The organism is Stenotrophomonas sp. 63632_Sma, assembly GCF_056482875.1.
The window spans coordinates 1,513,041-1,539,680 of record NZ_CM151220.1 but is presented as its reverse complement, the minus strand read 5'-3'; the positions used below and the strand labels follow the sequence as shown (position 1 = coordinate 1,539,680).

General features: G+C 66.4%; 28 protein-coding genes. 11 read left to right on the top strand and 17 right to left on the bottom strand.

From position 1 onward, the window contains the following. Positions 1 to 51: 51 nt before the first annotated feature. The 4 genes from ppnN to grxD all read right to left on the bottom strand — a co-directional run bounded on the left by ppnN (position 52) and on the right by grxD (position 6,267). Positions 52 to 1,440: a nucleotide 5'-monophosphate nucleosidase PpnN gene (ppnN, locus tag ACZK45_RS07030; RefSeq protein ID WP_010486098.1), complete on the bottom strand. Its 1,389-nt coding sequence runs from the start codon at positions 1,438 to 1,440 to the stop codon at positions 52 to 54. Between the two features lie 252 nt (positions 1,441 to 1,692). After that, the gene (locus ACZK45_RS07025; RefSeq protein ID WP_080355163.1) at positions 1,693 to 4,941 is read right to left on the bottom strand and encodes a TonB-dependent receptor; all 3,249 of its coding nucleotides are present in this window, start codon (positions 4,939 to 4,941) and stop codon (positions 1,693 to 1,695) included. A 232-nt stretch (positions 4,942 to 5,173) separates the two neighbouring features. Beyond that, complete coding sequence (locus ACZK45_RS07020) at positions 5,174 to 5,950, bottom strand: SDR family NAD(P)-dependent oxidoreductase (protein WP_197615039.1); 777 nt, start codon at positions 5,948 to 5,950, stop codon at positions 5,174 to 5,176. Further along, positions 5,947 to 6,267 (bottom strand): Grx4 family monothiol glutaredoxin, encoded by a 321-nt coding sequence (gene grxD / locus ACZK45_RS07015; protein ID WP_005408852.1) that lies wholly within the window; start codon positions 6,265 to 6,267, stop codon positions 5,947 to 5,949. The genes ACZK45_RS07020 and grxD overlap by 4 nt, the downstream gene beginning before the upstream one ends. A gap of 120 nt (positions 6,268 to 6,387) precedes the next feature. Between grxD and ACZK45_RS07010 the strand changes: the two genes are divergently transcribed. Beyond that, the gene (locus ACZK45_RS07010) at positions 6,388 to 6,966 is read left to right on the top strand and encodes a superoxide dismutase (RefSeq protein ID WP_478445632.1); all 579 of its coding nucleotides are present in this window, start codon (positions 6,388 to 6,390) and stop codon (positions 6,964 to 6,966) included. Between the two features lie 114 nt (positions 6,967 to 7,080). On the opposite strand, the gene ACZK45_RS07005 is transcribed toward ACZK45_RS07010, so the two are convergent. The 3 genes from ACZK45_RS07005 to purE form a co-directional block, all read right to left on the bottom strand. Continuing rightward, positions 7,081 to 7,422, bottom strand: coding sequence for a carboxymuconolactone decarboxylase family protein (locus ACZK45_RS07005; protein WP_478445631.1), 342 nt, complete (start codon positions 7,420 to 7,422; stop codon positions 7,081 to 7,083). Positions 7,423 to 7,534: 112 nt separating this feature from the next. Beyond that, complete coding sequence (locus ACZK45_RS07000) at positions 7,535 to 8,683, bottom strand: 5-(carboxyamino)imidazole ribonucleotide synthase (RefSeq protein WP_032128885.1); 1,149 nt, start codon at positions 8,681 to 8,683, stop codon at positions 7,535 to 7,537. Then, positions 8,680 to 9,183, bottom strand: a complete 504-nt coding sequence (gene purE / locus ACZK45_RS06995) for a 5-(carboxyamino)imidazole ribonucleotide mutase (RefSeq protein WP_005412808.1) — start codon at positions 9,181 to 9,183, stop codon at positions 8,680 to 8,682. Before purE ends, ACZK45_RS07000 begins: the two co-directional genes overlap by 4 nt. Before the next feature lie 58 nt (positions 9,184 to 9,241). Here purE and ACZK45_RS06990 point away from each other — a divergent pair, with 58 nt between their 5' ends. The 4 genes from ACZK45_RS06990 to ACZK45_RS06975 all read left to right on the top strand — a co-directional run bounded on the left by ACZK45_RS06990 (position 9,242) and on the right by ACZK45_RS06975 (position 11,854). Continuing rightward, the gene (locus ACZK45_RS06990; protein ID WP_005408847.1) at positions 9,242 to 9,511 is read left to right on the top strand and encodes a Trm112 family protein; all 270 of its coding nucleotides are present in this window, start codon (positions 9,242 to 9,244) and stop codon (positions 9,509 to 9,511) included. Further along, positions 9,508 to 10,359: a carboxylating nicotinate-nucleotide diphosphorylase gene (gene nadC, locus ACZK45_RS06985; RefSeq protein ID WP_049463565.1), complete on the top strand. Its 852-nt coding sequence runs from the start codon at positions 9,508 to 9,510 to the stop codon at positions 10,357 to 10,359. Before ACZK45_RS06990 ends, nadC begins: the two co-directional genes overlap by 4 nt. 75 nt (positions 10,360 to 10,434) lie before the next feature. After that, positions 10,435 to 11,436: a DUF2272 domain-containing protein gene (locus tag ACZK45_RS06980; RefSeq protein WP_478445630.1), complete on the top strand. Its 1,002-nt coding sequence runs from the start codon at positions 10,435 to 10,437 to the stop codon at positions 11,434 to 11,436. Between the two features lie 67 nt (positions 11,437 to 11,503). Further along, positions 11,504 to 11,854: a DUF3301 domain-containing protein gene (locus ACZK45_RS06975; RefSeq protein WP_049423257.1), complete on the top strand. Its 351-nt coding sequence runs from the start codon at positions 11,504 to 11,506 to the stop codon at positions 11,852 to 11,854. A gap of 85 nt (positions 11,855 to 11,939) precedes the next feature. Here ACZK45_RS06975 and ACZK45_RS06970 read toward each other — a convergent pair whose 3' ends face one another. The 7 genes from ACZK45_RS06970 to ACZK45_RS06940 all read right to left on the bottom strand — a co-directional run bounded on the left by ACZK45_RS06970 (position 11,940) and on the right by ACZK45_RS06940 (position 18,016). Then, positions 11,940 to 12,392, bottom strand: coding sequence for a ClpXP protease specificity-enhancing factor (locus tag ACZK45_RS06970; protein ID WP_019659028.1), 453 nt, complete (start codon positions 12,390 to 12,392; stop codon positions 11,940 to 11,942). Positions 12,393 to 12,476: 84 nt separating this feature from the next. Continuing rightward, on the bottom strand, positions 12,477 to 13,112 hold the full coding sequence (locus ACZK45_RS06965) for a glutathione S-transferase N-terminal domain-containing protein (protein ID WP_032128879.1): 636 nt from the start codon (positions 13,110 to 13,112) through the stop codon (positions 12,477 to 12,479). 134 nt (positions 13,113 to 13,246) lie between these two features. Beyond that, positions 13,247 to 13,996 carry a cytochrome c1 gene (locus ACZK45_RS06960; protein WP_317224131.1) on the bottom strand — a complete coding sequence of 250 codons (750 nt, stop codon included), beginning with the start codon at positions 13,994 to 13,996 and terminating at the stop codon, positions 13,247 to 13,249. Further along, entirely contained in the window at positions 13,989 to 15,248 is a 1,260-nt protein-coding gene (locus ACZK45_RS06955) for a cytochrome b (RefSeq protein ID WP_032128877.1), read from the bottom strand. The genes ACZK45_RS06960 and ACZK45_RS06955 overlap by 8 nt, the downstream gene beginning before the upstream one ends. Further along, positions 15,248 to 15,868 carry a ubiquinol-cytochrome c reductase iron-sulfur subunit gene (gene petA, locus ACZK45_RS06950; protein WP_010486121.1) on the bottom strand — a complete coding sequence of 207 codons (621 nt, stop codon included), beginning with the start codon at positions 15,866 to 15,868 and terminating at the stop codon, positions 15,248 to 15,250. Before petA ends, ACZK45_RS06955 begins: the two co-directional genes overlap by 1 nt. Before the next feature lie 200 nt (positions 15,869 to 16,068). Next, complete coding sequence (locus ACZK45_RS06945; RefSeq protein WP_346485008.1) at positions 16,069 to 17,001, bottom strand: lytic transglycosylase domain-containing protein; 933 nt, start codon at positions 16,999 to 17,001, stop codon at positions 16,069 to 16,071. Between the two features lie 46 nt (positions 17,002 to 17,047). Beyond that, entirely contained in the window at positions 17,048 to 18,016 is a 969-nt protein-coding gene (locus tag ACZK45_RS06940; RefSeq protein WP_478445629.1) for a helix-turn-helix transcriptional regulator, read from the bottom strand. 80 nt (positions 18,017 to 18,096) lie between these two features. Here ACZK45_RS06940 and ACZK45_RS06935 point away from each other — a divergent pair, with 80 nt between their 5' ends. Together ACZK45_RS06935 and miaB are read left to right on the top strand one after the other, a co-directional pair. Then, entirely contained in the window at positions 18,097 to 18,717 is a 621-nt protein-coding gene (locus ACZK45_RS06935) for a glutathione S-transferase family protein (protein WP_478445628.1), read from the top strand. A 199-nt stretch (positions 18,718 to 18,916) separates the two neighbouring features. Further along, a complete protein-coding gene (gene miaB, locus ACZK45_RS06930; protein WP_125893521.1) occupies positions 18,917 to 20,335 on the top strand; it encodes a tRNA (N6-isopentenyl adenosine(37)-C2)-methylthiotransferase MiaB in 1,419 nt (472 codons plus the stop codon). Positions 20,336 to 20,414: 79 nt separating this feature from the next. Here miaB and ACZK45_RS06925 read toward each other — a convergent pair whose 3' ends face one another. The 3 genes from ACZK45_RS06925 to ACZK45_RS06915 are packed head-to-tail and all read right to left on the bottom strand — an operon-like array spanning position 20,415 to position 23,424. Further along, on the bottom strand, positions 20,415 to 21,527 hold the full coding sequence (locus tag ACZK45_RS06925; RefSeq protein ID WP_478445627.1) for an ABC transporter permease: 1,113 nt from the start codon (positions 21,525 to 21,527) through the stop codon (positions 20,415 to 20,417). Further along, positions 21,524 to 22,447, bottom strand: a complete 924-nt coding sequence (locus ACZK45_RS06920; RefSeq protein WP_049399907.1) for an ABC transporter ATP-binding protein — start codon at positions 22,445 to 22,447, stop codon at positions 21,524 to 21,526. Before ACZK45_RS06920 ends, ACZK45_RS06925 begins: the two co-directional genes overlap by 4 nt. Before the next feature lie 20 nt (positions 22,448 to 22,467). Continuing rightward, the gene (locus ACZK45_RS06915; protein ID WP_478445626.1) at positions 22,468 to 23,424 is read right to left on the bottom strand and encodes an HlyD family secretion protein; all 957 of its coding nucleotides are present in this window, start codon (positions 23,422 to 23,424) and stop codon (positions 22,468 to 22,470) included. Between the two features lie 483 nt (positions 23,425 to 23,907). Between ACZK45_RS06915 and ACZK45_RS06910 the strand changes: the two genes are divergently transcribed. The 4 genes from ACZK45_RS06910 to ACZK45_RS06895 are packed head-to-tail and all read left to right on the top strand — an operon-like array spanning position 23,908 to position 26,610. Next, positions 23,908 to 24,894 carry a PhoH family protein gene (locus ACZK45_RS06910; protein WP_478445625.1) on the top strand — a complete coding sequence of 329 codons (987 nt, stop codon included), beginning with the start codon at positions 23,908 to 23,910 and terminating at the stop codon, positions 24,892 to 24,894. After that, complete coding sequence (gene ybeY, locus ACZK45_RS06905; protein ID WP_005408831.1) at positions 24,891 to 25,376, top strand: rRNA maturation RNase YbeY; 486 nt, start codon at positions 24,891 to 24,893, stop codon at positions 25,374 to 25,376. Before ACZK45_RS06910 ends, ybeY begins: the two co-directional genes overlap by 4 nt. Before the next feature lie 41 nt (positions 25,377 to 25,417). After that, a complete protein-coding gene (locus tag ACZK45_RS06900; RefSeq protein ID WP_346484996.1) occupies positions 25,418 to 26,026 on the top strand; it encodes a hypothetical protein in 609 nt (202 codons plus the stop codon). Then, the gene (locus tag ACZK45_RS06895) at positions 26,026 to 26,610 is read left to right on the top strand and encodes a hypothetical protein (protein WP_478445624.1); all 585 of its coding nucleotides are present in this window, start codon (positions 26,026 to 26,028) and stop codon (positions 26,608 to 26,610) included. Before ACZK45_RS06900 ends, ACZK45_RS06895 begins: the two co-directional genes overlap by 1 nt. Positions 26,611 to 26,640 lie beyond the last annotated feature (30 nt).

The following is a 26,640-nucleotide window of genomic DNA, read 5'->3' as shown; positions in this document are numbered from 1 at the left end:
CCCGCCCTCCCCTGCCTGTCCCGGCGCGATCCCCATCGCGCCGGCGCAGGCTCAGGCCAGCACCTGGTAGCAGGGCTGGTATTCGCCGGAGATCTTCATCCGGCGCTGTTCGACGAAGGCGCGCAGCAGCGCGTCCAGGGCCTGCATCATGTCCGGGTCACCATGGATCTGGAACGGCCCGAACTGCTCGATGCGGCGCATGCCGTCTTCCTTCACGTTGCCGGCAACGATGCCCGAGAACGCCCGGCGCAGGTCGGCCGCCAGCGCGTGCGGGGCACGCCCGTGGTGCAGGTCCAGCGCGGCCATTGCCTCGTGGGTCGGCACGAACGGCTGCTGGTACTCCCACGGAATCTCGATCGACCAGTTGAAGAAGAACGAGTCCTTCTGTGCCAGGCGGTGCTCACGCACGCGCTTGATGCCGTTGGCCATCTTCTTTGCCACCGCCACCGGGTCGCCGATGACGATCTCGTAGCGCTCGGCGGCTGCATCGCCCAAGGTCAGGCGGATGAAGCGATCGATCTGCTCGAAGTACGGCGCTGCCACCGTCGGGCCGGTCAGGATCAGCGGGAACGGCAGGTCCTTGTTTTCCTCGCGCAGCAGGATGCCGAGCAGGTACAGGATTTCCTCGGCGGTGCCGACGCCACCGGCGAACACGATGATGCCGTGGCCGATGCGGACGAAGGCCTCAAGGCGCTTCTCGATGTCCGGCATGATCACCAGGTGGTTGACGATCGGGTTCGGCGACTCGGCCGCGATGATGCCCGGCTCGGTCAGGCCGATGTAGCGCGTCACGGTGCGGCGCTGCTTGGCGTGGGCAATGGTGGCGCCCTTCATCGGGCCCTTCATCGCGCCTGGACCGCAGCCGGTGCAGATGTCCAGGCCGCGCAGGCCCAGCTCATAACCCACCTGCTTGGTGTACAGGTACTCGTCGCGCGAGATCGAATGGCCACCCCAGCACACGACCAGGTTCGGGTCGCCCGGGTTGAGGATGCGCGCATTGCGCAGCAGGCCGAACACCGCGTTGGTGATGCCCTCGGACGACTCCAGCTCGGCCGCGTAGGCCGGGCCCATCTCGATGGCCATGTAGGCCAGGTCACGCACCACGGCGAACAGCAGTTCGGCGACGCCGCGGATGATCTCGCCATCGACGAAGGCCATCGCCGGTGCATTGACCAGGTCGATGCGCACGCCGCGATCCTGCTGCGCCACCTGGATGTCGAAATCGGGATACAGATCGCGCGCCGCGCGCGGATCGTCAGAGGCGCTTCCGCTGGTCAGCACGGCCAGCGCGCAGCGGCGCAGCAGCTCGTGCATACCGCCGGCAGACGCATCGCGCAGGCGGGCCACTTCGGCCCGCGACAGCACATCCAGCCCACCGCGCGGGTAGATCCGCGCATCCTGCACCGGCAGTGCACGGGCTGATTTTTCGTTCGTGGTCATGTCCAATTTTTCGCTTCCTTCAAGGTTTCCGACTGTACTGCCGCCCCCTTAAAAAGCAAAACGGCCGGGAAGCCCGACCGTTGGATGTGTGCTTCCCGCGTTCGCCTTTCCGGGACCGCATCGGCGGCGTTGGCACCGCGCACATTTCCGGATGCTACGCCGATGTCAGATGACCTGCAAGGACTTTCGCATGAACGGAAAACGGCCGGGTTTCCCCGGCCGTTTCCACTTACTGCTTCAGGCTCTGACGGATCAGAACTTGTACTTCACGGTCAGCTGCATCGACCAGCGCGACACGGCGGTGTTGCCCTTGTCGTTGTTGTTTTCCTGGATCGACGAGTTGTCGGTACGGCCGGTGAAGTTGTACAGGTACTTGCCGGTAGCCGGGTCGATACCCGAGTAGTTGGCAACGCGACGGGTGGCGTAGAAGCCGTAATCGTCGATCAGACCCCACTTCTTGTTGAGCAGATTGCCGACATTCATGATGTCCAGCGCGATCTCGCCCTTGTGGGTCTTCGCAAAGCCCGGGAACTCCTGGCTGATGCGGACATCGAAGCTGTTGACCCACTTGGCGCGGTGCGCGTTGGCCGGGACCACGCTGCCACGGTAGGCATCAAGCTCCGGATTCTGCGCCAGCCATTCGAAGAACTTCTTCTCCATGTCGGCGCCGCCGGTGAAGATCACGTCACCCGGGCCCTTCGGCACGTAGAACAGATCGTTGGTGCCTGCGCCGTCGCCGTTCACGTCGTTATAGAACACGTAGCTGTACGGACGACCCGAACGGCCTTCATAGAACAGGCCGACGCGGGTGGCATTGTCACCGAAGAAGTTGTGCTTCCACTCCAGGGTACCGGTGATGCGGTCCTTGATCGCATAGCGCGAGTTGTACGCAACGTTGTCGTTGGCGTTCAGGCTCAGCGTGTTGTTCCAGTTCGAGGTGTTCTGCGAGCTGGACAGCGGGCTCACTTCCTTCGCCTGAGTGTAGGTATAACCCAGCGACCAGCCCCAGTTCTCGGTCAGCGGCTTGGCCAGCGAGAACGTAGCCTGGGAACCACGACCCTTGTCGGTGTTGCGCAGCAGGATCACGTCGCCGATATCGCTCGGACGGTTGACACGGTCACTCGGGCAGGTCTGATCGGTGGCCGAGCAGGCACGACCGTTCTTCTGGCCAGCCTGCATGCCGTTCGAGCCAGCATTGGCACCGTTCATGCCGTAGTCGTTCCAGTACAGCGCACGACCGTCCTGACCAACCGAGCGGTTGGCGTTCGGGGTCATGACGTCCAGACGATCGAAGTACAGACCATCCTTGACCTTGGTGACCAGCAGCTCGGCCGACGCCACGATGCCGTACCACGGCAGTTCGTGATCGAAGGCCAGGTTGGCCTTCCAGACCGACGGCAGGCGGGTACCGGGAGCGATCAGGTCGACGTTCTGACGTGCCGAAGCAAGCGACGGGTCCGGGATGAACGGATTGTCAGCATCGAAGCTGAAACCACCCGGATTGCGGGTCAGGTTGTACTCGGCGTAGTTCAGGCCGGTGTTCTGGTAGGCACCCGCCAGCCACACGTTCGGGGCAGCACCGCCGAACAGGCCCACGCCACCGCGCAGCTGGGTCGGACGGTCGCTATCGAAGGTGTAGTTGAAGCCGACGCGCGGCTGGAACAGCTTCTTGTCGACCAGCTTGGTGTTGTTGAAGCCGTACAGCTGCTCGATGCGCGGGTTGTACAGGCGCTGGGTGCTGAAGTCCGGCATGTCAACGCGGACACCGAACATCAGGCTCAGGTTGTAGTTGATCGCCCAGGTATCCTGGATGAACAGACCCGTGTTCTTCAGGTGGAACTTCGCCGGAATGTCATCCAGGCTGCCACCAGCACGCGGCACGCGCACCTGGTACGCGGACGGGGTGCCGGCTTCAAACGCAGCCAGGTTGGCGAACTCATACGCGCCGTACAGGTTGCGACCGTAGAAGTTCATCAGGTCGTTGTCGGTGTAGTCAAAGCCGAACTTGACGGTGTGGTCACCGACATACCAGGTACCGGCACCGAAGGCGCTCAGTTCCTTCGACTCCACCAGGTTGGTGTGGGTGTTCTGCTCGGTACCCAGGTACAGCGAATTGTTGTTGTCGAAGCGGACGCGGATCTGCGGCAGGTGCGAAGCGGCAACGCGGTTGGACGAGTAGTCCTTGTGCGAGACCTTGAACTCGGTCGAGAAGTTCTCGGACCAGTCACTGAACAGTTCACCCATCCAGGTCTCATACTCGGTCGGCTGGGTGTACCAGAAGTCACTCAGCGAAATTTCGCTGTTGCTGACCTTCGGGAAACGCACCACGTCCTGCTTCATCTTGTTGTAGCGCAGGGCCGCACGGTGGTTCTCGTTGATGTTCCAGTCCAGCTTGACCGCGTACTCTTCGATCTCGGTCTTGTTGTTCAGCGCACCGACGCCGCCGACCTGATAGCCAAGATCGGACATGCGCTTCTGGACGCGGGCGATATCAGCATCACTGATGCCGCCAGCCTTGTTGTAGGGGCTTTCGCCAAGGCTGACACCGCCACCGCTACGCTCGTACTTTTCGTAGTTGGTGAAGAAGAACAGCTTGTCCTTGACGATCGGGCCGCCGAAGGTCATGCCGTAGGTCTTCTCGTCCTTGAAGCCGTTAAAGTCCTGCTTGTCACCTTCCAGGCGCGAACGGACCATGTCCTTGTCGCGGTACGAACCGTACACGGTGCCGTGGAATTCATTGGTACCCGACTTGGTCACGGCGTTGATCACCGCACCCGTACCACCAGCGATGGTGGTGTCGTAGTTGGCCAGGTCAATGTTGATTTCCTGGATGGCGTCCATCGACACCGGCTGACGCTCGGTCGGCAGGTTGTTGGAGCCCAGGCCGAACGGATCGGAGGCGCTGATGCCGTCGATGCGGATGGCGTTGTAACGGGTGTTCTGGCCACCGGCCGAGATCGCGCCGTCAGCCTTGCTGACCTGCGAGATGCGCGGATCCAGGCGGATGTAGTCCTGGATGTTGCGGTTGGCCGACGGCAGCGCGTCCATCGTTTCGCGCGTCACGTTGGTGCCGCTGCCCATCTTGGTGGCGCTGAACAGGTCCAGGCCGCCGGCGGTGGCGACAACGTTCACGGCGTCCAGGTTGGTGGCGGCCAGATCGCCGCCGAGGCTGGCGTTGACCGTGTTGACCTGGTTCAGGTTCAGGTAGACACCTTCTTCGGTCTTGGTGCCTTCACCGGACTTGGTGATGGTGATGGTGTACGGGCCACCCACGCGCAGGCCGCGCGCGTTGTAACGACCCGACGCGTCGGTGGTGGCACGCGAAACGGTGCCCGACTCGGTGTGGGTGATGGTGACTTCAGCGCCAGCGACAGGCTGGCCTGCAGAGGACATCACCTGGCCGCCGACACCGGCAGAGGTGCTCTGGGCGAAGGCGGGAGCGGCGGCGAGCGCAGCCACGAGACCAAGGGTGAGCTTGGACATCCGGAGTGGGTGGGTCATTTTTCGGTAGCCTCGATGCGAGTTGGCGATGGCGGAAAAAAAGCGCATCCAAACAGCCCTGCGGGTGGCTGGTCGGACATTTATCTGGGGTTCCCTACCGCTTGGCTGAAGGAAGCCACAACGGTTAACACTAGATTAACACGCTACGCCATCAATGTGACGGTTGTGCGACAAACGGCACCCGATCGCAACGCAATCGTGACGGGTTCTTCACTCCGCCTTTCCCTAGCACTCACTCGGCCGGGGACGCCCCGCTGGCATCGAGAATCTGGCCGCGCCAGGTGGCGCCAGCACCGGACAACAGGGTCACGGCCGCAGCGGCGGCGGCCTCCGGGCCTTGGGCGGCCGGGTCCTGGTCGACGGAATACGCCCGGGCCCGCAGGGCTGTGCGCAGCGGGCCGGGGTACAGGCCACTGACACGTACCGGGCTGCGGCCGAGTTCGTCGTGCAGGCTGGCGATCAGGCCACGCAGGCCATGCTGGGCCACACCGTAACCGCCCCAGTAAGCCTGCCCGACCCGGTCGGGGGCATCGACCGCAAACACCAGCGCCGCATCTTCGCGCTGCCGCAGCAGTGGCAGGCAGGCCTGGGCCAGCCAGGCCGGCGCGGTCAAGGTAACGTGCACCGCGCGGGCGAAACTGGCTGGGTCAGCCAGCTCGAACGGGGTCAGGCCCGGGAAGTGGGCGGCACAGACCAGCAGGCCGTCCAGCCGCCCCAGCTCGCGCTGCAGGGCCTGGGCCAGCTCGGCATAGTCGTCGGGGCCTGCGCCTTCCAGGTCCAACGGGTACAGCAGGGGTTCCGGGCCGACCGCCTGGACCTGGGCGTAGACACGGTCCAGGCGCCGCGGCTTGCGGCCCAGCAGGACCACGGTGGCCCCAGCGGCTGCAGCAGCCACTGCCGCAGCACTGCCCAGCCCACCACCGGCACCGGCGACCAGTACCACGCGATCCTGCAACGGGCGGCCATCGAGCGCCCCGTCGGTCGGTGACGTCGATGGCCAGGCACTCATCCCTGGGTCGCCTCTTCGACGATGCGCTTGAGCTCGCCGGCTTCGAACAGCTCCAGCACGATGTCACAGCCGCCGATCAATTCACCGTTGATGAACAGCTGCGGGAAGGTCGGCAGGTTGGAAAAGCGCGGCAGGTTGGCGCGGATCTCGGGCTCTTCCAGCACGTTGACGGTGCGCAGGGTGACCGCGCCGGCCGCCATCAATGCCTGTACGGCGCGGCTGGAGAAGCCGCACATCGGGTATTGCGGGGTGCCCTTCATGAACAGCACGAGCGGGTAACGATCGACCTCGGCCTGGATTTGCTGCATTACCGCCACAACCACACTCCTTGCTTCGCCGGACAAACCGACCGTGATGGTCGGCTAGACTGCCCACGGTAGCCGCCATTGTAAGCGGATGGAACCGGCTGCCGCCGCCCCCTGGCCACGAACCTGTCCATGCCTGTCGAATTGCCTGCCCTGCCCTACCTCTCCGGCTCCCTGCAGCCGCACCTGTCCGCACAGACCGTGGAACTGCATCACGGCCGCCACCATCGCGCCTATGTGGATGCGGTCAATGCCGGCATCCTCGGCACCGAGTGGGAGGAAGCGTCGCTGGAGGAGATCGTCCGCCACGCCCAGGGCACGCTGTTCGATGCCGCTGCACAGGCCTGGAATCACAGCTTCTACTGGCAGTGCCTGCGCCCGCGCGGCGGCGGTGAGCCGCAGGGGCGGCTGGGCGAGCTGGTCAAGCGCCAGTTCGGCGACGTGCAGCGCCTGCGCGAGGAATTCAACCGCACCGCACTGGGCCTGTTCGGCTCGGGCTGGGTGTGGCTGGTGCAGCATCCGGGCGGGCAGCTGGGCATCCAGGCCACCCGCAATGCCGGCACGCCGCTGACCGGCGAAAGTACGCCACTGCTGTGCTGCGATGTATGGGAACACGCTTACTACACCGACTACCAGAATGATCGCGCGCGCTATCTGGACGCGTTCTGGCAGATGGTCAACTGGGAATTCGCCGAGAGCCAGCTGCGCTGAGGCAGCGGCTCCGCCACGGGGTAGTGCCGGCCGCTGGCCGGCATCCCCATACGCGCACGAACATACCCGATCTGCCGGCCAGCGGCCGGCACTACCGGGAAACAGTACGGAGCTTCACGCGCTCTCGTGCGCGGCCACCGCGTCCATCACCCGTGCCGAGTACACCAGCGCGGCGCCTGCATTGAGCGACACTGCCACGCCCAGCGCCTCGGCGATCTCCTCGCGGCTGGCGCCGTGCTTCAGCGCTGCATCCACATGCACGGTGATGCAGCCGTCGCAGCGGGTGGTCACTGCCACGGCCAGCGCGATCAGCTCGCGGGTCTTGGCATCCAGGTGGTTGGTCTGCGCGCCGGCATTGGCCAGGGTGGCATAGCCCTTGACCGTATCCGGCGAGAGCTTGCCGATCTCGCCGATGCGGCCCTTCAGTTCCTTGCGGTAGGCAATCCAGTCGAGCATGGTCGTGACTCCTGTGAAAGGAGCTCCACGCTACCACCGGGAATGTTGCGCCGATGCCTGCACCGGCGCGCCACATCGTTGCATTGCCGGCCAGCGGCCGGCACTACCGGGTTCAGCGGTTGCGCAGCGCGTGTACCGCCGGCGCCACCTGGGCCTGACGACCCAGCTCCAGACCCACCTGGTCCAGTGCATCGGCCAGTGCATCAGCAGCATCATCGCGCAGCGTGGCATGACCGACCTTGCGGCCCTCACGCGGCTCCTTGCCGTAGTCGTGCCAGTGGCCGCTGGCCTGGGCCAGCACCGGCGCCGGGTCCGGCATCGCGCCCAGCCAGTTCAGCATGCAGGCATGGCCGAGCATGCGGGTGCTGCCCAGCGGCAGGCCCAGCACGGCGCGCAGGTGATTCTCGAACTGCGAGGTCTCGCTGCCTTCGATGGTCCAGTGGCCGGAGTTGTGCACGCGCGGCGCCATCTCGTTGGCCAACAGCTCGCCATCGCGGCAGAACAGCTCCAGCGCGAACACGCCGACATACTGCAGGTGCTCGGCGACGCGACGGGCATAGCCGATCGCGGCCTCGTGCTCGGCGGCCGACAACACGGCCGGCGCCACGCTGGCCGACAGCACGCCGTCGACGTGCCAGTTGCCGGTGACCGGCCAGGCCTCGAAGCTGCCATCGCGGCCACGCACGGCAACCACGCTGACCTCCCGCTGGAAGGCCACGAAGCCTTCCAGGATCAGACCAGTACGCTCGACCTGCGCACCCAGCGCATCCCATGCGGCATCGATGTCGGCCTCGCTGCGCAGGCGGAACTGACCCTTGCCGTCGTAACCGAGGCGGCGGGTCTTGAGGATGCACGGCAGACCGAACTCAGCAGCCTTCGCGGCCAACTCGTCACGGCTGCGGATGTCAGCGAAGGCCGGCAGCGGAATGCCCAGCTGCTGGAACAGGGTCTTCTCGCTCAACCGGTCCTGGGCCACGGCCAGTGCGGCCGGCGGCGGGTAGACCGGCACGCGGTCGGCCAGGAACTGCGCGCTGTCGGCCGGCACGTTCTCGAAATCGAACGTGACCACGTCGACCTTGGCCGCGAAATCCGCCAGCGCCTGGCGGTCATCGAAGGCACCGACGGTGAGCGGCGCCAGCGGGCCGCTGCAGGCGTCGGCTGCGGGGTCGTACAGTTCGAAGCGCAATCCCAGCGGCGCACCGGCCAGTACCATCATGCGGGCGAGCTGGCCGCCACCCAGGATGCCTACGGTCAGGCTCATTGGCGCGGATCGTCGTGGGCCATCACGTCTTCGGTCTGGCGTGCGCGGAACGCGTCGAGCGCCTGGCCGATCGCCGGCTGGTCACTGGCCAGCATCGCGGCGGCGAACAGCGCGGCGTTGGAGGCGCCGGCATTGCCGATGGCGAAGGTGGCGACCGGGATGCCGGCTGGCATCTGCACGATCGACAGCAGCGAATCCATGCCGTTGAGGGCCTTGGACTGCACCGGCACGCCCAGCACCGGCACGGCGGTCTTGGCGGCGATCATGCCCGGCAGGTGCGCGGCCCCGCCGGCACCGGCGATGATCGCGCGCAGGCCGCGCGGGCCCGCCTGCTCGGCGTAACTGAACAACACATCCGGCGTCCGATGCGCGGACACTACCTTCACTTCGAACGGAACACCCAGAGCTTCAAGCTTCTGGGCGGCGTGCTGCATGGTTTCCCAGTCGGAACGGGAACCCATGACGATGCCGACAAGCGGCGCGATCGGGTTGGGGGTCATTGGCCGTCACCTGCCTTAAAGACGTATTCTAGCCATCTTCCACGCAAGACGAAGAACCATGGATCGCAAGCTGCTCGACCTGCTGGTGTCACCGGACACCCGCCAGCCCCTGTCCCTGCTGGATGGCAAGGGCCTGGAAGCCCTCAACAAGGCCATTTCCGCCGGCGCGGTGAACAAGGCCGATGGCAACCCGCTGGCGCAGCCGCTGCGCGAAGCGCTGGTCACCCGCGACCGCAAGCAGGTGTTCCGCGTTGACGACGGCATCCCGGTGCTGCTGGCCGAGGAAGCCATCCCGACCGCCCAGATCGCCGACTTCCCGGCCGCATGAGCGCGCTGCCGACGCCGGATGCGGCCGTTGTCGCCGCCGATGTCGCGCGTGCGCTGGCCGAGGACCTGGGCAGCGGCGACGTCACCGCCGCCCTGCTGCCCGACCAGGCCGACAGCGCCTACCTGCTGTGCAAGCAGGACGGGGTGATCGCCGGCCGCCCCTGGTTCGACGCCACCCACCGCGCACTCGATCCGGACGTGCGCATCGAATGGCATGTCTCCGAGGGCGACACGGTCACCGCCGGCACCGTACTGGCGCTGCTGCACGGGCGCAGCCGCAGCCTGGTGAGCGCCGAGCGCACTTCGCTGAACTTCCTGCAGACGCTGTCCGGCACCGCCACGACCACCGCGCGCTACGTGGCAGCCGTGGCCGGCACCGGCACGCGCATCCTCGACACCCGCAAGACCCTGCCCGGCCTGCGCCTGGCGCAGAAGTACGCGGTGCGCTGCGGCGGTGGAGAGAACCATCGTTTCGGCCTGTACGACACGGTGATGCTGAAGGAAAACCACATCCGCGCTGCCGGTTCACTGGCCGCAGCCGTGGCTGCCGCACGCCGGCAATGGCCTGGGTTGCCGCTGGTGGTCGAGGTCGAGGATCTTGCGCAGCTGCGCCAGGCGCTGGAAGCTGGTTGCGAACGCATCCTGCTGGATGACTTCAGCCCCGACCTGCGCCGCGAGGCGGTGCGCATCACGGCGGGCCGCATTCCGCTGGAAGTGTCCGGCAGCGTGGGCCTGGGTGGCCTGCGTTCGATCGCCGAGGACGGCGTGGACTGCATCTCCATTGGCGGCCTGACAAAGCACGTGCAGGCGATTGATCTGTCGCTGAAGCTGGGCCCGCCGCCGGGCTGAGGCCTGACCCGGTTCTCACACCCGGCGTTCACGACAGCGCTGCGACGCTGCGGTCATCCCCCACAGGAGCCGCGCATGCGCCGGATGCTCTTGCCTGCCTGCCTGCTGCTGGCCGCAGCCCCCTTGTCCGCAGCGGCCGCCGAAGCCTGCGATGTGCCGCCCCGCTTCGGCCTGAGCCCGTTGGCGGTGGCCATCCGCAATACCGCCTGCAACGAGCACCGGCTGTGGTTCCGGCCCTTCATTGATCGCGATGGCCGCGCCGCCAGCCTCAGTGTCACCGAGGCCGAAAGCGATCACCTGGCCGACAACGGCCTGATCGCCTGGCAGCGCGTGGCCGGCTACTGGCGCAACAGCGGCACGCTCAACGCAATGGGCAGCATCGCCGGCGCCAGCAACTGCCTGGCACCGCTGGGTACGCGCTACACCGACAGCGACTGCCGCGCCTTCCTGGTCGACAACCCGTGGTCAGCCGCGTTCATTTCCTGGGTGATGGTGCAGTCCGGCGTTCCTGGCTTCAACACCTCGCCACGCCACATCGACTACATCCGTGCCGCGTACCAGGGCGGCCCCTCGGGCGTGCCGTACCGGTTGGTCGATCCCGCGTCCGCAAAACCCGCACCGGGCGACCTGCTGTGCTTCCTGCGCGACCGCAGCGCCACGCTCAGCTACAGCGGGCTGGTGCAGGCACTGGGCAATGGCTCGGTGGGCCACTGGAAATCACATTGCGAAGTGGTGGTAGCGGCCAATCTTGGCGGCGACCAGACCCTGTACCTGGTCGGTGGCAACGTGATGAACACCGTGGCGATGCGGTTGCTGCCGCTGGACCGCACCGGGCTGATCAAGCTGCCGCCCGCGCGCGAACGCAACAGCACCGGCATCGACCCCAGCTGCACGCCGGGCCGCGAGGACGAATGCAGCTTCAACCGGCAGGACTGGGCAGCGCTGCTGCAGTTGATCGCCACATCACCGCTGGTGATGCCCTCTCCCACTGCGACGCCGATGCAGCCCGCCCCGACACCGCAACCGGTCATCGTGCCCGCGCAACCGGTATCCAGCGAACCGCAGCCGCGGCGGTGAATCCAGCGCTTGATCCAGCGCACGTTCGCCGCCATCTTTGCGGAATCGACCTCTGACGGCTGACGCCATGCCCACCCTGCTGCTGTTGCTGATTGCCGGCGGAATCATCTACTTCTTCTGGAACGCTGCGCGTTCGGCCGCCGAGCGCGCGGTCGAGCTGGGACGCAATGCCTGCCGCGCAGCCGACGTGCAATGGCTGGACCAGGCGGTGCATGCCACCGGCCTGCGCCTGTCGCGCGGCGAGGATGGCCGGCTCGGTTTCGAGCGCACGTTCAAGTTCGAGTATTCCTACGATGGCATCGATCGCCACGTGGGCCGCATGGTGCTGCGCGGCGACCAGTTGATCTCGTTCACTGGCCCGGGCGCGGCGCGGATCAGCCAGATCCGGCCGGATGCGGAGGATGCCGAGGATGTCTAAGGGCTTTGAGTGCCGACCAACGGTCGGCACCCGCCGGTAAATCCTGTAAAGGAAAACGCCGCCCATCGGGGCGGCGTCAGAGGGATTACTTGACCACGCGCAGGTTCGGGCGACCCTTGGGCGGCGGACTGGCCGGCGGGGTATCGTCCGGCGGCGTGCCTTCCTCGTGCAGCAGTTCGTCGCTGGTCGGCGCAGTTTCGCTGCCCGGAATGTCATCCGGCAGTGCCATGCCCTGCCCGGTCTCGCGGGCGTAGACGGCCAGCACGGCGCTGATCGGCACCTGCACCGGGTAGCTGGTGCCGGAGAAGCGCGCCGAGAAGCTCACCATCTCGTTGTCGATCATCAGCCGCACGACAGCGCGTTCGGCGATGTTGAGCACAACCCGGCCATCCTTGACCGCCGAAGGCGGGACCTGCACGCCGGGGACGCCGGCGTCGACCAGGATGTGCGGAGTCAGCTGGTTGTCGTTGATCCATTCCACCAGCGCCCGCAGCAGGTACGGGCGGTGGCTGGTCATGTGGAAGAAGTCTTCGGTCATGCGTGAAGTGTACGCGCCCGGCGCCCCGCCGGGGCAGATCGTCTGCACGCCGGTCGGCGTGCAGACGGGTAAAGCAAGACGGGATCAGCCCGGCAGATCGCGCAGCTTCTTTTCCTGGTCGGTCAGGCTGCGGACAAAACCCGGATGGCGGAAGATGCGGTTGCCGTAGTCTTCAATCGCCTTGCCGTCCTTCGGCAGCGGCACATCCAGCGACTGCAGGCGCCAGATGATCGGCGCCATCGCGCAGTCGGCCAGGCTCATTTCCGGGTTGAGGAAGAACTTGCTGGCCTTGAACAGCGGCAGCGAGGCCGTCAGCAGTTCTTTCAGGCGCTTGCGACCGGCCTCGGCCTGGGTCTTGTTGCCCAGCTGGATGGCCTGCACCTGCGGCACCCAGTCGTGCTCGATGCGCAGCATGGCCAACCGGATGCGGGCACGCGACAGCGGATCGACCGGCATCAGCGGCGGATGCGGATAGCGCTCATCGAGGTATTCGCTGACCACCGACGCGGCGTAAAGCACCAGTTCGCGTTCGACCAGGGTCGGCACCGAGTGGTACGGATTGAGGTCGATCAGGTCTTCAGGCGGGTTCTGTGGATCGACCGGAACGAAGTCGAAGGTCACACCCTTGGCCGCCAGCACCAGGCGTACACGGTGGCACAGTACGTCGTCGTTCGAGGAAAACAGCGTCAGTGTATTGCGCATGCGTACGCTCGCCGCCATCAAAGGCTCTCCCACGACAGGAGACCGCCTGCCGCATCGGCGCCGCCGGCACCGTGCCAGCGATCGACTCCTCCCCGAGTGTGCAACCGACCATCACAAAAGCCAATAGGCCCGTGTGATGGTCGGCGGCAGATTCAGTGAACGTCCTTCCAGTATTCCTTCTTCAGCAGGTACAGCAGGAAGGTCAGCAGGGCCAGGAACAGGATCACCCACACGCCCAGCTGCTGGCGCTTGAGCGCGGCCGGTTCGCCGGCGTATTCGAGGAAGTTGGTGATGTCACGCACGGCCTGGTCGTACTGTCCGGCATCGACGTTGCCTGGCGTTTCCAGGCGCAGGCCGGTCACCGGCGGGTCCATGCCCGGCGCCTCCGGCTTGCCATGCACGGCATGCTGCAGGCCCTGCATTTCCCACAGCGGGTTGGGCATGGACGCGTTGGCGAACAGCGCGTTGTTCCAGCCCAGCGGCCGGCTGCTGTCCAGGTAGAACGACTTGAGGTAGGTGTAGACCCAGTCATTGCCGCGCACACGCGCAATCAGGCTGAGGTCCGGCGGCATCTTGCCGAACCACTTCTCTGCGTTCTCCTTGGGCATCGCCACCGGGATCGGATCGCCGATCGCCGAGCCGGTGAAGTTGAGGTTGTTCATCACCTCCTCTTCGGTCAGGCCCAGGTCCTGCGCCATCCGCGAATAGCGCAGGTATTTCAGCGCGTGGCAGCCGGAGCAGTAGTTCATGTACAGCTGCGCGCCGCGCTGCAGCGAAGCGCGGTCTCCGAGGTCGTTGCCGGCCTGCAGCAGCTTGGTGCCGCCCTCGGCGGCGGAGGCCAGGAAACTGCCCAGCATCAGGGCGGCCGTCAGGGCCAGCCGGACCATCCAGCGTTCAGTCATGGGTGGTCACCCTCTCCGGTACCGGCTTGGTCCTGTCCAATCGTGTCCATAGCGGCATGGTGATGAAGAACGCGAAGTACAGGAAGGTCAGCACCCGCCCGATGTAGGTCTCGTGCACGTCGGTGCCTGGGCCGGAACCGATCACGCCCAGCCAGACGAAGCACACCGCCAGTACGCCCAGCATCACCTTCGAGATCCAGCCGCGGTAGCGCACCGATTTCACCTTCGCCTTGTCCAGCCACGGCACCAGGAACAGGATCGCGATGGCCGAGAACATCACGAGCACGCCGCCCAGCTTGTTCGGCACCACGCGCAACATCGCGTAGTACGGCGTGTAGTACCAGACCGGCTTGATGTGCTCCGGGGTCACCAGGCGGTTGGCCTCGGTGAAGTTGTCGTGCTCCAGGAACAGGCCGCCGAAACCGGGCGCGAAGAAGATGATGAAGGCGGCGATGATCAGCAGGAAGCCGGCGCCGACACCGTCCTTGAGCGTGTAGTACGGGTGGAACGGGATGCCGTCGGCCGGCGCGTTCGGCGACCAGCGGTTGCCCTTCGGCCCCTTCTTGATCTCCACGCCGTCTGGGTTGTTCGACCCCACTTCGTGCAGCGCGCCCAGGTGCAGCACCACCAGCAGCAACAGCACCAGCGGCAAAGCGATGACATGCAGCGCGAAGAAGCGGTTGAGCGTGGCGTCACTGGGCAGGTAGTCGCCCATGATCCACTCGGTCAGGCCGTTGCCGATCACCGGTATGGCGCCGAACAGCGAGATGATCACCTTGGCGCCCCAGAACGACATCTGGCCCCACGGCAGCACGTAGCCCATGAAGGCTTCGGCCATCAGCACCAGGTAGATCAGCATGCCCAGGATCCACACCAGCTCGCGCGGCTTCTGGTAACTGCCGTACAGCAGGCCGCGGAACATGTGCAGGTAGACCACGATGAAGAACAGCGAGGCCCCGGTGGAGTGCATGTAGCGGATCAGCCAGCCCCACTCCACATCGCGCATGATGTATTCGATGGAACCGAACGCCTCGGCGGCGTTGGTCTTGTAGTGCATCGTCAGGAAGATGCCGGTGACGATCTGGTTGACCAGCACCAGCAGCGCCAGCGAACCGAAGTAGTACCAGATGTTGAAGTTCTTCGGCGCGTAGTACTCGCTGACGTGCTTGCGGTACACCGGCATCAGGCCCGGTGCCCGGGCATTGACCCAGTCGGCCACGCCGCTGGCGGTACGGCTGAGGATATTGGCCATCAGGCAGCCCCCTGCGGATCGACACCGATGATGATGGTGTTGTCGTCCTGGTAGTGGTGCGCGGGCACCTTCAGGTTGATCGGCGCCGGCACGTCCTTGAAGACGCGGCCGGACATGTCGAAGCGCGACTTGTGGCAGGGGCAGAAGTAGCCGCCCTTCCACTGCGGGTCGTAGGGTTCAGGCCGGATCTCGGCGACCATTTCCGGCGAGCAGCCCAGGTGCGTGCACAGGCCGACCAGCACGGAGATGTCCGGCTTGATCGAGCGCAGCTCGGGGTTCTGCTTCAGCACGTACTCCGGCTGCTGGTCCTTCTCGCCGGACTCGGGGTCCTTGAGACGGCCGTCCAGCCCGTGCAGCGCATCGAGGATCGCCTTGGACCGTTTGACGATCCAGATCGGCTGGCCACGCCATTCCACGATCAGGCGTTGGCCTTCCTGCAGGGCGCTGATGTCGGCCACCACCGGTGCGCCGGCAAGCTTGGCGCGGGCACTGGGGTTCCAGGATTTGATGAAAGGAACTGCGGTGAATCCGACGCCGACGGCGCCCACCACGGCTGTGGTGGCAGAAAGAAAACGCCGACGTCCGGTGTTGACTGGATCGTGTACCCCATCGTTGGCCATCCGGCACTCCGATATTGATTAGGTAGCTTTAAGGCTGCCAGCGGATCCGGTGGGGGCCAGAGCCGCATTGAATCACGGTCGAGTGTAGCGGAACCGTCGCGCGCCACACAACGCATTGCAACAACATTGATTGCGGGGTTGCCGGCCAGCGGCCGGTCGGTACCGGCCATTGCCCAGGGGTTGCCGGCCAGCGGCCGGCACTACTGGTGCGTCAATGCGGTGCGGTAACGCTCGGCCAGCTGCCCGACCCGGCGCACGTAGTACTGGGTTTCGCTGTAGGGCGGTACGCCACCATGGCGGTCGACCGCGCCTTCGCCGGCGTTGTAGCCCGCCGCCGCCAGAGTCAGATCGCCATTGAAGCGCTTCAACAACCACGCAAGATACTGCACGCCGCCACGGATGTTCTGCCCGGCATCGTAGGAATCACTGACCCCGAAGCGGGCAGCGGTCGGCGGCATCAGCTGCATCAGGCCCTGCGCACCCGCGCGGCTGAGCGCGGTCGGGTTGTAGGCCGACTCGGCGTGGATGATCGCGCGCACCACAGCCTCTTCCACGCCGAACTCGCGCGCGGCCGAGGTGATCTCGGCCTGGAAGGCCGAGGTGTTCAGGCGCACGGTGCCGAAGTCCACGCGTGGATTGACCCCGCACGCGTAGCAGCGCTCCATGAAACTGTAGCGGATGGTCCGCACCGGGCCGAGATTGGCGACCTGGGTCGGGCGCGCACTGGTGTAGTGGCGCACGCCGTCCTTCATGAAGGAATAGACCTGGCCGCTGACCATGCGTCCGGCGCGCAGGGCGACCGGCTGTGCTGGAGCAGCTGCGGGTGCGGATGCGGGTACGGACGCAGGTGCGACCGTTGCCGGCGTTGCGGCGCTGGCGGCAACGGCCACCGGATTGCGTTCGATGCTGGCCACTGCGGTCGGCGTCGGCCTTGGCGCGGCCACCACCGGGCGCGGCGCCGGACGGGGGTCGCGGCTGTAGCTGATGGTACTGCAGCGCGCACCCGCCACCCGCTTGCTCACATAACTGGTGACGCCGTCAGGACCCTGGCACTTGTACAGGGTTCCGGCGCTGGCCGGCGCAGCGGTCAGCGCAGCGATGATGATCGCCGTTGTCCCCAGTATCCCCTTCATGGCGGCGAGTGTCCCAGCTTCGCCGGGGCTTGCCAAGCGATGTGGCTCAGCCTGTGACCGGCGGCACAGCCAGCACCTGGCCCAGCCCGGCCAGGCGCTGGGCCAGTTCGTCGCGCAGGCCTGGCGGCGTGGTCCACAGCGCCACCGGCACGCGGTCCAGGCTCAGGATCTGCGCCAGCATCATGCCCCGGCTCTCAGCACCCATGCGCAGCAGGCAGTGCTCGGCGCCGTCCGCCTCCAGCACCCCGCACCAGGGCGGAATGCGCCCTTCCAGCTCGGCGCGGCTGCCGGCCAGGCGCAGGATCGCCTGCAGCGCGAACGGGGCCTGGCTGACTGCCTGCCGCACCATTACATCCGGCGGTGCCGGGGTGCGTCGGTGCATGCCCGGCTCGGAGCATTCGCGTACCGCGCCCATCCGGTCCACGCGCAGGGTGCGCCAGTCCTGGCGGCCCAGATCCCAGGCCAGCAGGTACCAGCGCCGCCCGTAATTGACCAGATGCTGGGCCTCGACCTCGCGCTGGGTCACCGCGTCCTGCGCACTGCGGTACTCGAAGGCCAGCCGCGCCGCCTGCCGGCAATGCAGGGCCAGCCGGCCCAGCAGGCGTGCATCGGTTGACGGAAGATCGGACAGGGTAGCCGTCGCTGCATGCACCTCGCCTGCCTGCTGGCGACGGCGGGCCGGCACCAGCGGGTCGAGCTTGGACAGCAGGCCACGCGCGGTGTCGTCGATCCCGGCGACGGTGGCCGAGGCCGCACGCAGCGCGATGGCCAGGGTGGTCGCCTCCTCCTCGTCCAGCAGCATCGGCAACACCGGCGCGCCGGACCCCAGCTGGTAGCCGCCACCAACGCCGGCCGAGGCCTGTACCGGGTAACCCAGCTCGCGCAGGCGCTCGATGTCACGGCGGATGCTGCGCCGGTCCGCACCCATGCGCTCGGCCAGTTCGGCCCCGGACCACTGGCGGCGGGCCTGCAGCAGGGCGATCAGGCGCAACAGTCGATGGGCGGCATGGCGCATGAAGGATCGAGGACAGAAGTCGTCCGCAATAGTGCCCCAGGATGAGCTCCAGTTCACCACCCACCGCAAGGAGCAATGCCATGACATCCCGCCAGATCAACCTGTACCACGCCGCCCGTTCACGCTCGAGCGGCGCCGTGGCCCTGCTCGAAGCGCTGGGTGCCGACTACCGCATGCAGGTGCTGGACCTGAAGGCCGGCGCCAACCTGGCCCCGGCCTACCTGGCCATCAACCCGATGGGCAAGGTGCCGGCCATCGTCCACAACGGCGCACTGGTGACCGAGCAGGTGGCGATTTACCTGTACCTGGCCGACCTGTACCCGGAAGCCGGGCTGGCCCCGCCGATCGGCGACGCCCTGCGCGGCCCCTACCTGCGCTGGATGGCCTTCTACGGCGCCTGTTTCGAGCCGGCGATGATCGACAAGGCGATGCATCGCGAGCCGCCGCCGCGCCTGATGTCGCCCTACAACGACGCGGAGACGGTGCTGCAGGTGATCGAAGCCCAGCTGGCGCAGGGGCCGTACCTGCTCGGCGAGACGATGAGCGCCGCCGACGTGCTGTGGGGCAATGCGCTGGCCTGGACCACCGCCTTTGGCCTGGTGCAGCCGGCGCCGGCAACGGCTGATTACATTGCACGGATGAGTGCGATGACCGCTTTCGACCGTTCGCGGCAGATCGATGCGGAGCTGGCAGCGGCCTGAGGCATGCCGACGGGCGCGGCCGGGCGCTACCGGGGGGGACCCGGAATTCCAGTAGATCCACGCCATGCGTGCATGACCCGCCCGCCGTGCCTGCGGGACGGAAAGCAGCCAGGCATGGCCTGGCTCTACTGGGCCGGCGCGCGCGCTGGGATGCGGGTAGAATTGCCCGCTTTCCCGCCACCCGAATGGATTAAGCGCCATGACCGGGACGCCAGACGTCTTTCCGCCCGCCACGCCGGGCGGTACCCCGCTCGTTGCCCTGCCCGCCGGTCCGCGCAAGCCCGACCAGGTGAAAGGCAAGCTGTACATCAAGACCCACGGTTGCCAGATGAACGAGTACGACTCGGCCAAGATGGCCGACGTGCTTGCCGCCAGCGATGGGCTGGAACTGACCGACAGCCCGGACGACGCCGACGTCATCCTGGTCAATACCTGCTCCATCCGCGAGAAAGCGCAGGAGAAGGTATTCAGCCAGCTGGGCGTATGGAAGAGCCTGAAGAACAAGGGCCGCGAGGTCATCATCGGCGTGGGCGGCTGCGTCGCTTCGCAGGAAGGCGAGGCAATCATCAAGCGCGCGCCGTTCGTCGACCTGGTGTTCGGCCCGCAGACCCTGCACCGCCTGCCGGAATTGATCCGTGCACGGCGCGAGCAGAAGCGCCCGCAGGTGGACATCAGCTTCCCTGAGATCGAGAAGTTCGACCGCCTGCCCGAGCCACGCGCCGAAGGTGCTTCGGCCTTCGTCTCGATCATGGAAGGTTGTTCCAAGTACTGCTCGTTCTGCGTGGTGCCCTACACCCGCGGTACCGAAGTCAGCCGCCCGTTCGAGGACGTGGTGGTGGAGGTGGCGCAGCTGGCTGCACAGGGCGTGCGTGAGATCAACCTGCTCGGCCAGAACGTCAACGCCTACCGTGGGCCCTATGGGGACGGCGAGTTCGCCGACCTCGGCCTGCTGATCCGCACCATCGCCGAGATCGATGGCGTCGGCCGCATCCGCTTCACCACCTCGCATCCGCTGGAGTTCAGCGATTCGCTGATCGACGCGTTCCGCGACGTGCCGCAGCTGGCCAACTTCCTGCACCTGCCGGTACAAGCAGGCAGCGACCGCGTGCTGTCGGCGATGAAGCGTGGCTACACCGCACTGGAATTCAAGTCGAAGATCCGCAAGCTGCGCGCGGTGCGCCCGGACATCTCGATCAGCTCGGACTTCATCGTCGGCTTCCCCGGCGAGACCGATGCCGATTTCGAGAAGACCATGAAGCTGATCGAGGACATCGGCTTCGACCACAGCTTCTCCTTCATCTATTCGCGTCGCCCGGGTACACCGGCTGCGGATCTGGAGGACACGATCAGCGATGCCGAGAAGCACGCGCGCCTGTCGCGCCTGCAGGAACGCATCAATGCGCATGCCGCCGGCATCTCCGAGAAGATGGTCGGTACCGTGCAGACGGTGCTGGTGGAAGGTCCTTCGCGGAAGAACCCGAACGAACTGACCGGCAAAACCGAGAACATGCGTTCGGTGAATTTCCCGGCGCCGGCACGATTGATCGGCCAGTTCGTGGACGTGGTGATCACCGAAGCGCTGACCAATTCGCTGCGCGCGCGGGTGGTGGCGGAATAAGGTTAGGGTGTGCCGACCAACGGTCGGCACCCACCGGAGTTGATGCCGGCCAGCGGCCGGCACTACCGGATGGCATGCCCTAATCCAGGCGCTTGCGGAAACGCAGGATCGCCAGAGTCATCATCACCACGATGAAGGCCAGCAGCGCCAGCGCATCGTGCCACAGCTCCCACAGCGAGGCGCCACGCAACATGATGCCGCGCACCAGGCGCAGGAAGTGGGTCAGCGGCAGCACTTCGGCCAGCCACTGCACCGGCCGCGGCATGCCGGCGAACGGGAACATGAAGCCCGACAGCAGGATCGACGGCAGGAACAGGAACAACGTCATCTGCATCGCCTGGAACTGCGAGCGCGCGCGCGTTGAGATCAGCAGGCCCAGCGCCAGGTTGGCCAGCACCAGCAGCACCGCGGCCAGATAGATGTCCAGCAGGCTGCCGCGGATCGGCACCTGGAACAGCCAGGTGCCCAGCACCAATACCAGCGTGGTCTGCAGCAGACCGATGGCCGCATAGGGCAGCACCTTGCCGACCATCAGTTCGCTGCGCGACACCGGTGTGGCGATCAGCAGTTCCATGTTGCCGCGCTCGCGTTCGCGCACCACCGCTACGGCCGTGAACATCACCAGGGTCATGGTCAGGATCACCCCGATCAGGCCCGGCACGATGTTCACCGCCGAACGCCGCTGCGGGTTGTAGAAACTGGTCACGCTGATCGGACCACCAGCGATGCTGCCTTCGCGCAGCGGCCGCGTGTTGCTGGCCGGTCGCGTATCCAGCGGCACCTGTGCCAGCTGGATCGCTGCGCTCTGTACCACGGTGTCGCTGCCGTCGACCAGCACCTGTACCGCCTCGCGTCCATCGAAGCGACGACGCTCGAAGTCGGCCGGCACCACGATGCCGACACTGATTTCGCCACGGCGCAGCGCCTGCATCAGTTCATCGGGCGTGTACGCCTCGCTGCGCGGCGTGATCACGCCGGTGGCGACCATGTCCTGCACCAGCGCGCGTGACGCCGCGCTGTTGGCCTGGTCGGCGACACCGGCGTTGAGATGGCGCAGGTTGAGATTGATCGCGTAGCCGAACAGCAGCAGCTGCATCACCGGAATGCCGACGATCATCGCCAGCGTGATGCGGTCGCGGCGCAGCTGCCGCAGCTCCTTGAGCATGATCGCCCACAGGCGGCGCAGGTTCATGCCGCCGGCTCCCGGCCACGGCCGCGGGTGGCCGCCACGAACACGTCTTCCAGGTTCGGTGCCACCGCCTCGATGCGGGCCTGCGGATCGGCGCTGGCCAGCGCGCGCCGCAATGCGGCGGCGTCCGCGACATCCTCGCTGCACAATACCCGCAGCTGGGTGCCGATCTGCGCCACGCTCAGCACGCCGGGCAGCTCAGACAGTGCGCGGCTGGCCTGGCGCGGCTGCGTCGAGGTGACCTGCAGCGTGCGGCCGTCCAGCCGTGCACACAGTTCGGCCGGCGTGCCATCGGCCACCAGCGCGCCTCGATCGAGGATCGCCAGCCGGTGGCAACGCTCGGCCTCGTCCATGTAGTGGGTCGACACCAGCACCGTCGTACCGGCATCGGCCAGCTCGAACAGGGCTTCCCAGAAATCGCGGCGCGATTCGGGATCGACCGCACTGGTCGGCTCGTCCAGGAACAGCAGTTCGGGCGAATGCACCACGGCACCGGCCAGGGCCAGGCGCTGCTTCTGGCCACCACTGAGCGTGCCAGCCAGTTGTGGCTGGCGGTCCTGCAGCCGGTATTGCTGCAGCAGTTCGTCGACCCGCTGCCGGGCCTGTGCGCGCGGCAGGTCCTGGATGGCGGCGAGGAACTCCAGGTTCTCGCGCACCGACAGATCTTCGTACAACGAGAAGCGCTGGGTCATGTAGCCGATGCGTCGGCGCAGCGCTTCGGCCTGCTCGGGAACCGCCAACCCCAGCACCTCGATCTGCCCTGCGCTGGGTTCCAGCAGGCCGCACAGCATGCGGATGGTGGTCGACTTGCCAGACCCGTTCGGGCCCAGAAAACCGTATACCTGTCCGCGCGGTACGGTCAGGTCGACGTTGTCCACGGCCAGCAGCTCGCCGAAGCGGCGGGTCAGGCCCTGCGCATGCACCGCGATGTCCGCACCGGTGTTCAGAAGCGCACCTGTACCGGAAGACCCGCTGGCAGTTTCTGCATGTCGCTGTTCCCGTCCACTTCAATCTCGGCCAGATAGCTCAGCCGTTCGACGTCATCGCCGGTCAGTGCGTAGTACGGCGTGAACGATGGTTCGCTACGGATCGCACGTACATGCCCCTTCAGCACGGTGTTGCCGCCTTCCAGCTGTATCTGCGCGGCCTGCCCGACGGTGACCTGCAGACGCAGCGGTTGCGGCAGGTAGACACGCGCATAGGGGCGCTCGCCGACCAGCATCACCGCCAGCGGTGCGCCGATGGGGGCCTGGTCACCCTGCCGGTACGGCAAGGCATCGACCACGCCATCGCGTGGCGCGCGCAGCTGCAGTTTCTGCAGGTTGACCCCCTGCACTACCTGTTGTGCCTGTGCGGCTTCGGCGGCGGCCTGGCCCTGGGCGATGTCCTGCGCGCGGCTGCCATGCACCAGCTCCAGCCAGGCCTGTTCGGCGGCACGCACGCTGGCCTCGGCATTGCCGGCGGCGGCACGTGCGCGATCCAGTTCGGCGGCGGCGATCAGGCGCTGCTGCGCCAACGGCTGGACCCGTCGGGAATAGGCACTTGCTTCGGCAGCCTGTGCGCGCAACGCGGCCAGTTGTGCCTGGGCCTGAGCGATCTGCTCCTGGCGTGGGCCGATCTGCAGTTCTTCCAGCTGCGCCTGCGCACGCGCCGTATCAGCCTGCGCTGCGGCGAACTGCGCGTCTCCCCGCGCCGGGTCCAGCTGCATCAGCACGGTCCCGGCCTTGACCTGCTGGCCCTCGCGCACCTCCACCGTGGCGATCACTTCGGCCGCCGGTGCCGGCACCGTGATCCGGTCCCACTCCAGCGTGCCCAGCGCAGTCGGCGTTGACTGCCCACACCCCACCAGCAGGCCGATGCCCGCCAGTCCGATTCCACGCATCCCGTTGCCGATGCCCATGCCATCCCCTCCTGCGACGGCGACACGGTGCCATGTGCCCCGTGCACCCTCAATGATTCCAATCAGCCCTGACGGTTTTTTCACCACGCGTGGGCAAGCCTTTTGCTGCAAGGCTCCGCACCACCTATCCACAGGTTGATTCGGCATCATTCCACAACCGTTGTGGAAATCCGGCAGGACCCGGCGCTGTTGCTCGCCCGGCAACGAAACCTGCACTGCCATCACGATGAATGCCCCCCGCGCAGGCCACCCGTGGCAGTGCTGCCGTAGCGACCGGCGACCATGACGCTTTTTTCACCAGGACCTCATGGGCCTTGTGGCACAAGCATTGCGAAGGTCTATCCACAGGTTTCCGCGTGCCCCGTCCACACCGCGTGTGGAAAACGCTGTATCGACCGTCTGCTGGCCGTGTGCCCCGCACGCGCGCTACCCTTGTCCTCCCTGAATACACTGCGGTGGAAGGCGTCAGCCCCACCCCAAGCAATGAAAAGCATCGATCATCGAGACTTCACCCTGTCGCCGGAAGACAACGAGCGACTGGCCAACCTGTGCGGCCCCTTCGACGGGCACCTGCGCCAGATCGAGCTGAAGCTCGGCGTGGAGATCGCAAATCGTGGCTTCGTGTTCCGCATCAGCGGCCCCAACGAAGCCATCGTCGAGGCGCAGAAGCTGGTTGAAGCGCTGTACGCCGAAGCCGGCGAAACGGCCTTCGACAACCATGCCATCCACCTGCGCCTGGCGCAGGCCAATGTCGAGCAGATCGCCGAGCGCTCTTACGAAGCGCAGGAGGTTGCGATCAAGGTCAAGCGCGGCACGGTGCGCGGCCGCGGCGCCAACCAGGGCCGCTACCTGCACCAGATCGCCACCCACGACATCAACTTCGGCATCGGCCCGGCCGGTACCGGCAAGACCTTCCTGGCCGTAGCCAGCGCAGTCGAAGCCCTGAACGAATCGCGGGTGCAGCGCCTGATCCTGGTGCGCCCGGCGGTGGAGGCCGGCGAGAAGCTGGGCTTCCTGCCCGGCGACCTGAGCCAGAAGGTCGATCCCTACCTGCGACCGCTGTACGACGCCCTGTACGAGATGATGGGCGTGGAAAAGGTGGTCAAGCTGCTGGAGAAGAACGTCATCGAGATCGCGCCGCTGGCCTACATGCGCGGCCGCACGCTCAACGATGCGTTCGTGATCCTGGACGAAGCACAGAACACCACCATCGAGCAGATGAAGATGTTCCTGACCCGCCTGGGCTACGGTTCCACTGCGGTGGTCACCGGTGACCTGACCCAGACCGACCTGCCCAAGCACGTGAAGTCCGGCCTGCGCGACGCCATCGACGTGCTGCGTGAGGTCGAGGGCGTCAGCTTCACCTTCTTCGAATCCCGTGATGTGGTCCGCCACCCGCTGGTCGCGCGCATCGTGAGCGCGTACGACCGCCGCGACCTGCATCAGATCCAACCTGGAGCAACTCCATGACCCGTGGTCCCGTGCGATTGGACGTCGCCGTCAGCTATGCCCTGCCGCGCGCCGGCCTGCCGGCGGCAGTGAGCTTCCGCAAGTGGGTGGCCGCCGCGTTGAAGGGCCGCATCCGCGAGGCCGATCTGGCCATCCGCGTGGTCGATGCCAAGGAAGGACAGTCGTTGAACCGCCATTACCGCGGCAAGGACTACGCCACCAACGTGCTCAGCTTCCCGGCCGAAGTGCCCGAAGGCCTGCCCAAGGGCGTCAAGTTCCCGCTGCTGGGTGACCTGGTGATCTGTGCTCCGGTCGTGGCACGGGAGGCCGACGAACAGGGCAAGGCACTCAATGCCCATTACGCGCATCTGACCGTGCACGGCGTGCTGCACCTGCTCGGCTGGGACCACGAGGACGACAAGGAAGCCGAGGCGATGGAGCAGCTGGAGCGGGAAATCCTGGCCGAGCTGGGCATCGACGATCCATACGCGGGCGAGCGCTGAGCGGGCCACCGCCCGTCGCCAGGAACACGAGAGGAACAAGGATGACCTCGGGAAACGGCTCAATGATGTTTGTGATCGGCGCCACCTTGTTCGCCATGCTGCTGGTGCTGGGCGCGTATGCCGTGCGCCGCATCAGCGCCCACGAACCCAGCGGCAGGCACTGGCTGCTGCGCAGCCTGGCCCTGCTCTCGCCCGTGTGCCTGCTGGCCGGGCTGGCGATCGGCATGATCGGCCCGCACCTCAGCGGACGGTTGGAACCGGCCCATCTCCCCGGTCTGCTTGAAACGTCGATGGTGCTGACGCTGGTGGGTGCACTGACCCTTCCGCTCCTGTGGCGGATGATCGTGCACCGCCGCCTGGGCCGCTCCGTGAACGCACTCCCGTTCTTCCACGCCAGCCGTACCTCGCTGCTGGTGCTGTTCGTGCTGGCTGTGATCTACATGAAAGTGGCCAGGACCGCGGCAGTGGAACTGATGCCCTGGCTGACCAGCCCGGGCCTGTGGCCGGCGGTGGCGCGCATCGCGGGGCAATCGATGCAGGTCGCCATGCTTGCGGTCATGTTGACGCTCTCACTGATGGTCGTACGGCGGGCGATGACCGGTTTCCTGCGCCTTCTCAACGGGCTGTTCCGGCGCTCGCCGGGGCTATGATGGCGGCCCTTCGCCTGCGGAAACCGACCGTGTCACTGCGCTGCTGCCTGCCCCTGCTCTGTGCCCTCGCCGCTCCCTCCGCCTTCGCCACCAGCCTGGACCTGCCGGCCCTGATCGAATGCCGCCAGGGCGTGGCCGAGCAGGCCGCGCTGGCGCCGCTGCTGGCCGATCCGCTGAAGGCCGTGGCCCAGGGCCTGCAACCGCTGCCGCAGGGCAACCAGTTCATGAGCGAGTTCCGGCTGGCCAGCCCGATCACCGTCTTCGGCCAACAGACCGAGCGGGTGGCGGTGGCCGGCGCCAGCATCATGGCGGTGCTCGACCAGGCCGACCCACGCCCGCTGGCCAAACGGCTGGAATTGGAGACCGGCTACGACCAGGACGGCAAGTTCATGGCCGGCCGCGAACTGGTCAGCCGCGACGTGACCGACCCGAAGACCGGCGAGGCCCAGATCGAGTCGATCATCCTCAGCGTCTCCACCGTGGCCTCCCACCCCGGCAAGACCCTGGCCGGCTGCACCTACAGCCTGGACCTGCCCGAGGAGGAGCCGGTGGCCGCCCCAACCCCGGCCACCGGCAGTCACTGACAGGCCGTCACATCCTGCTAGACTTGGGTC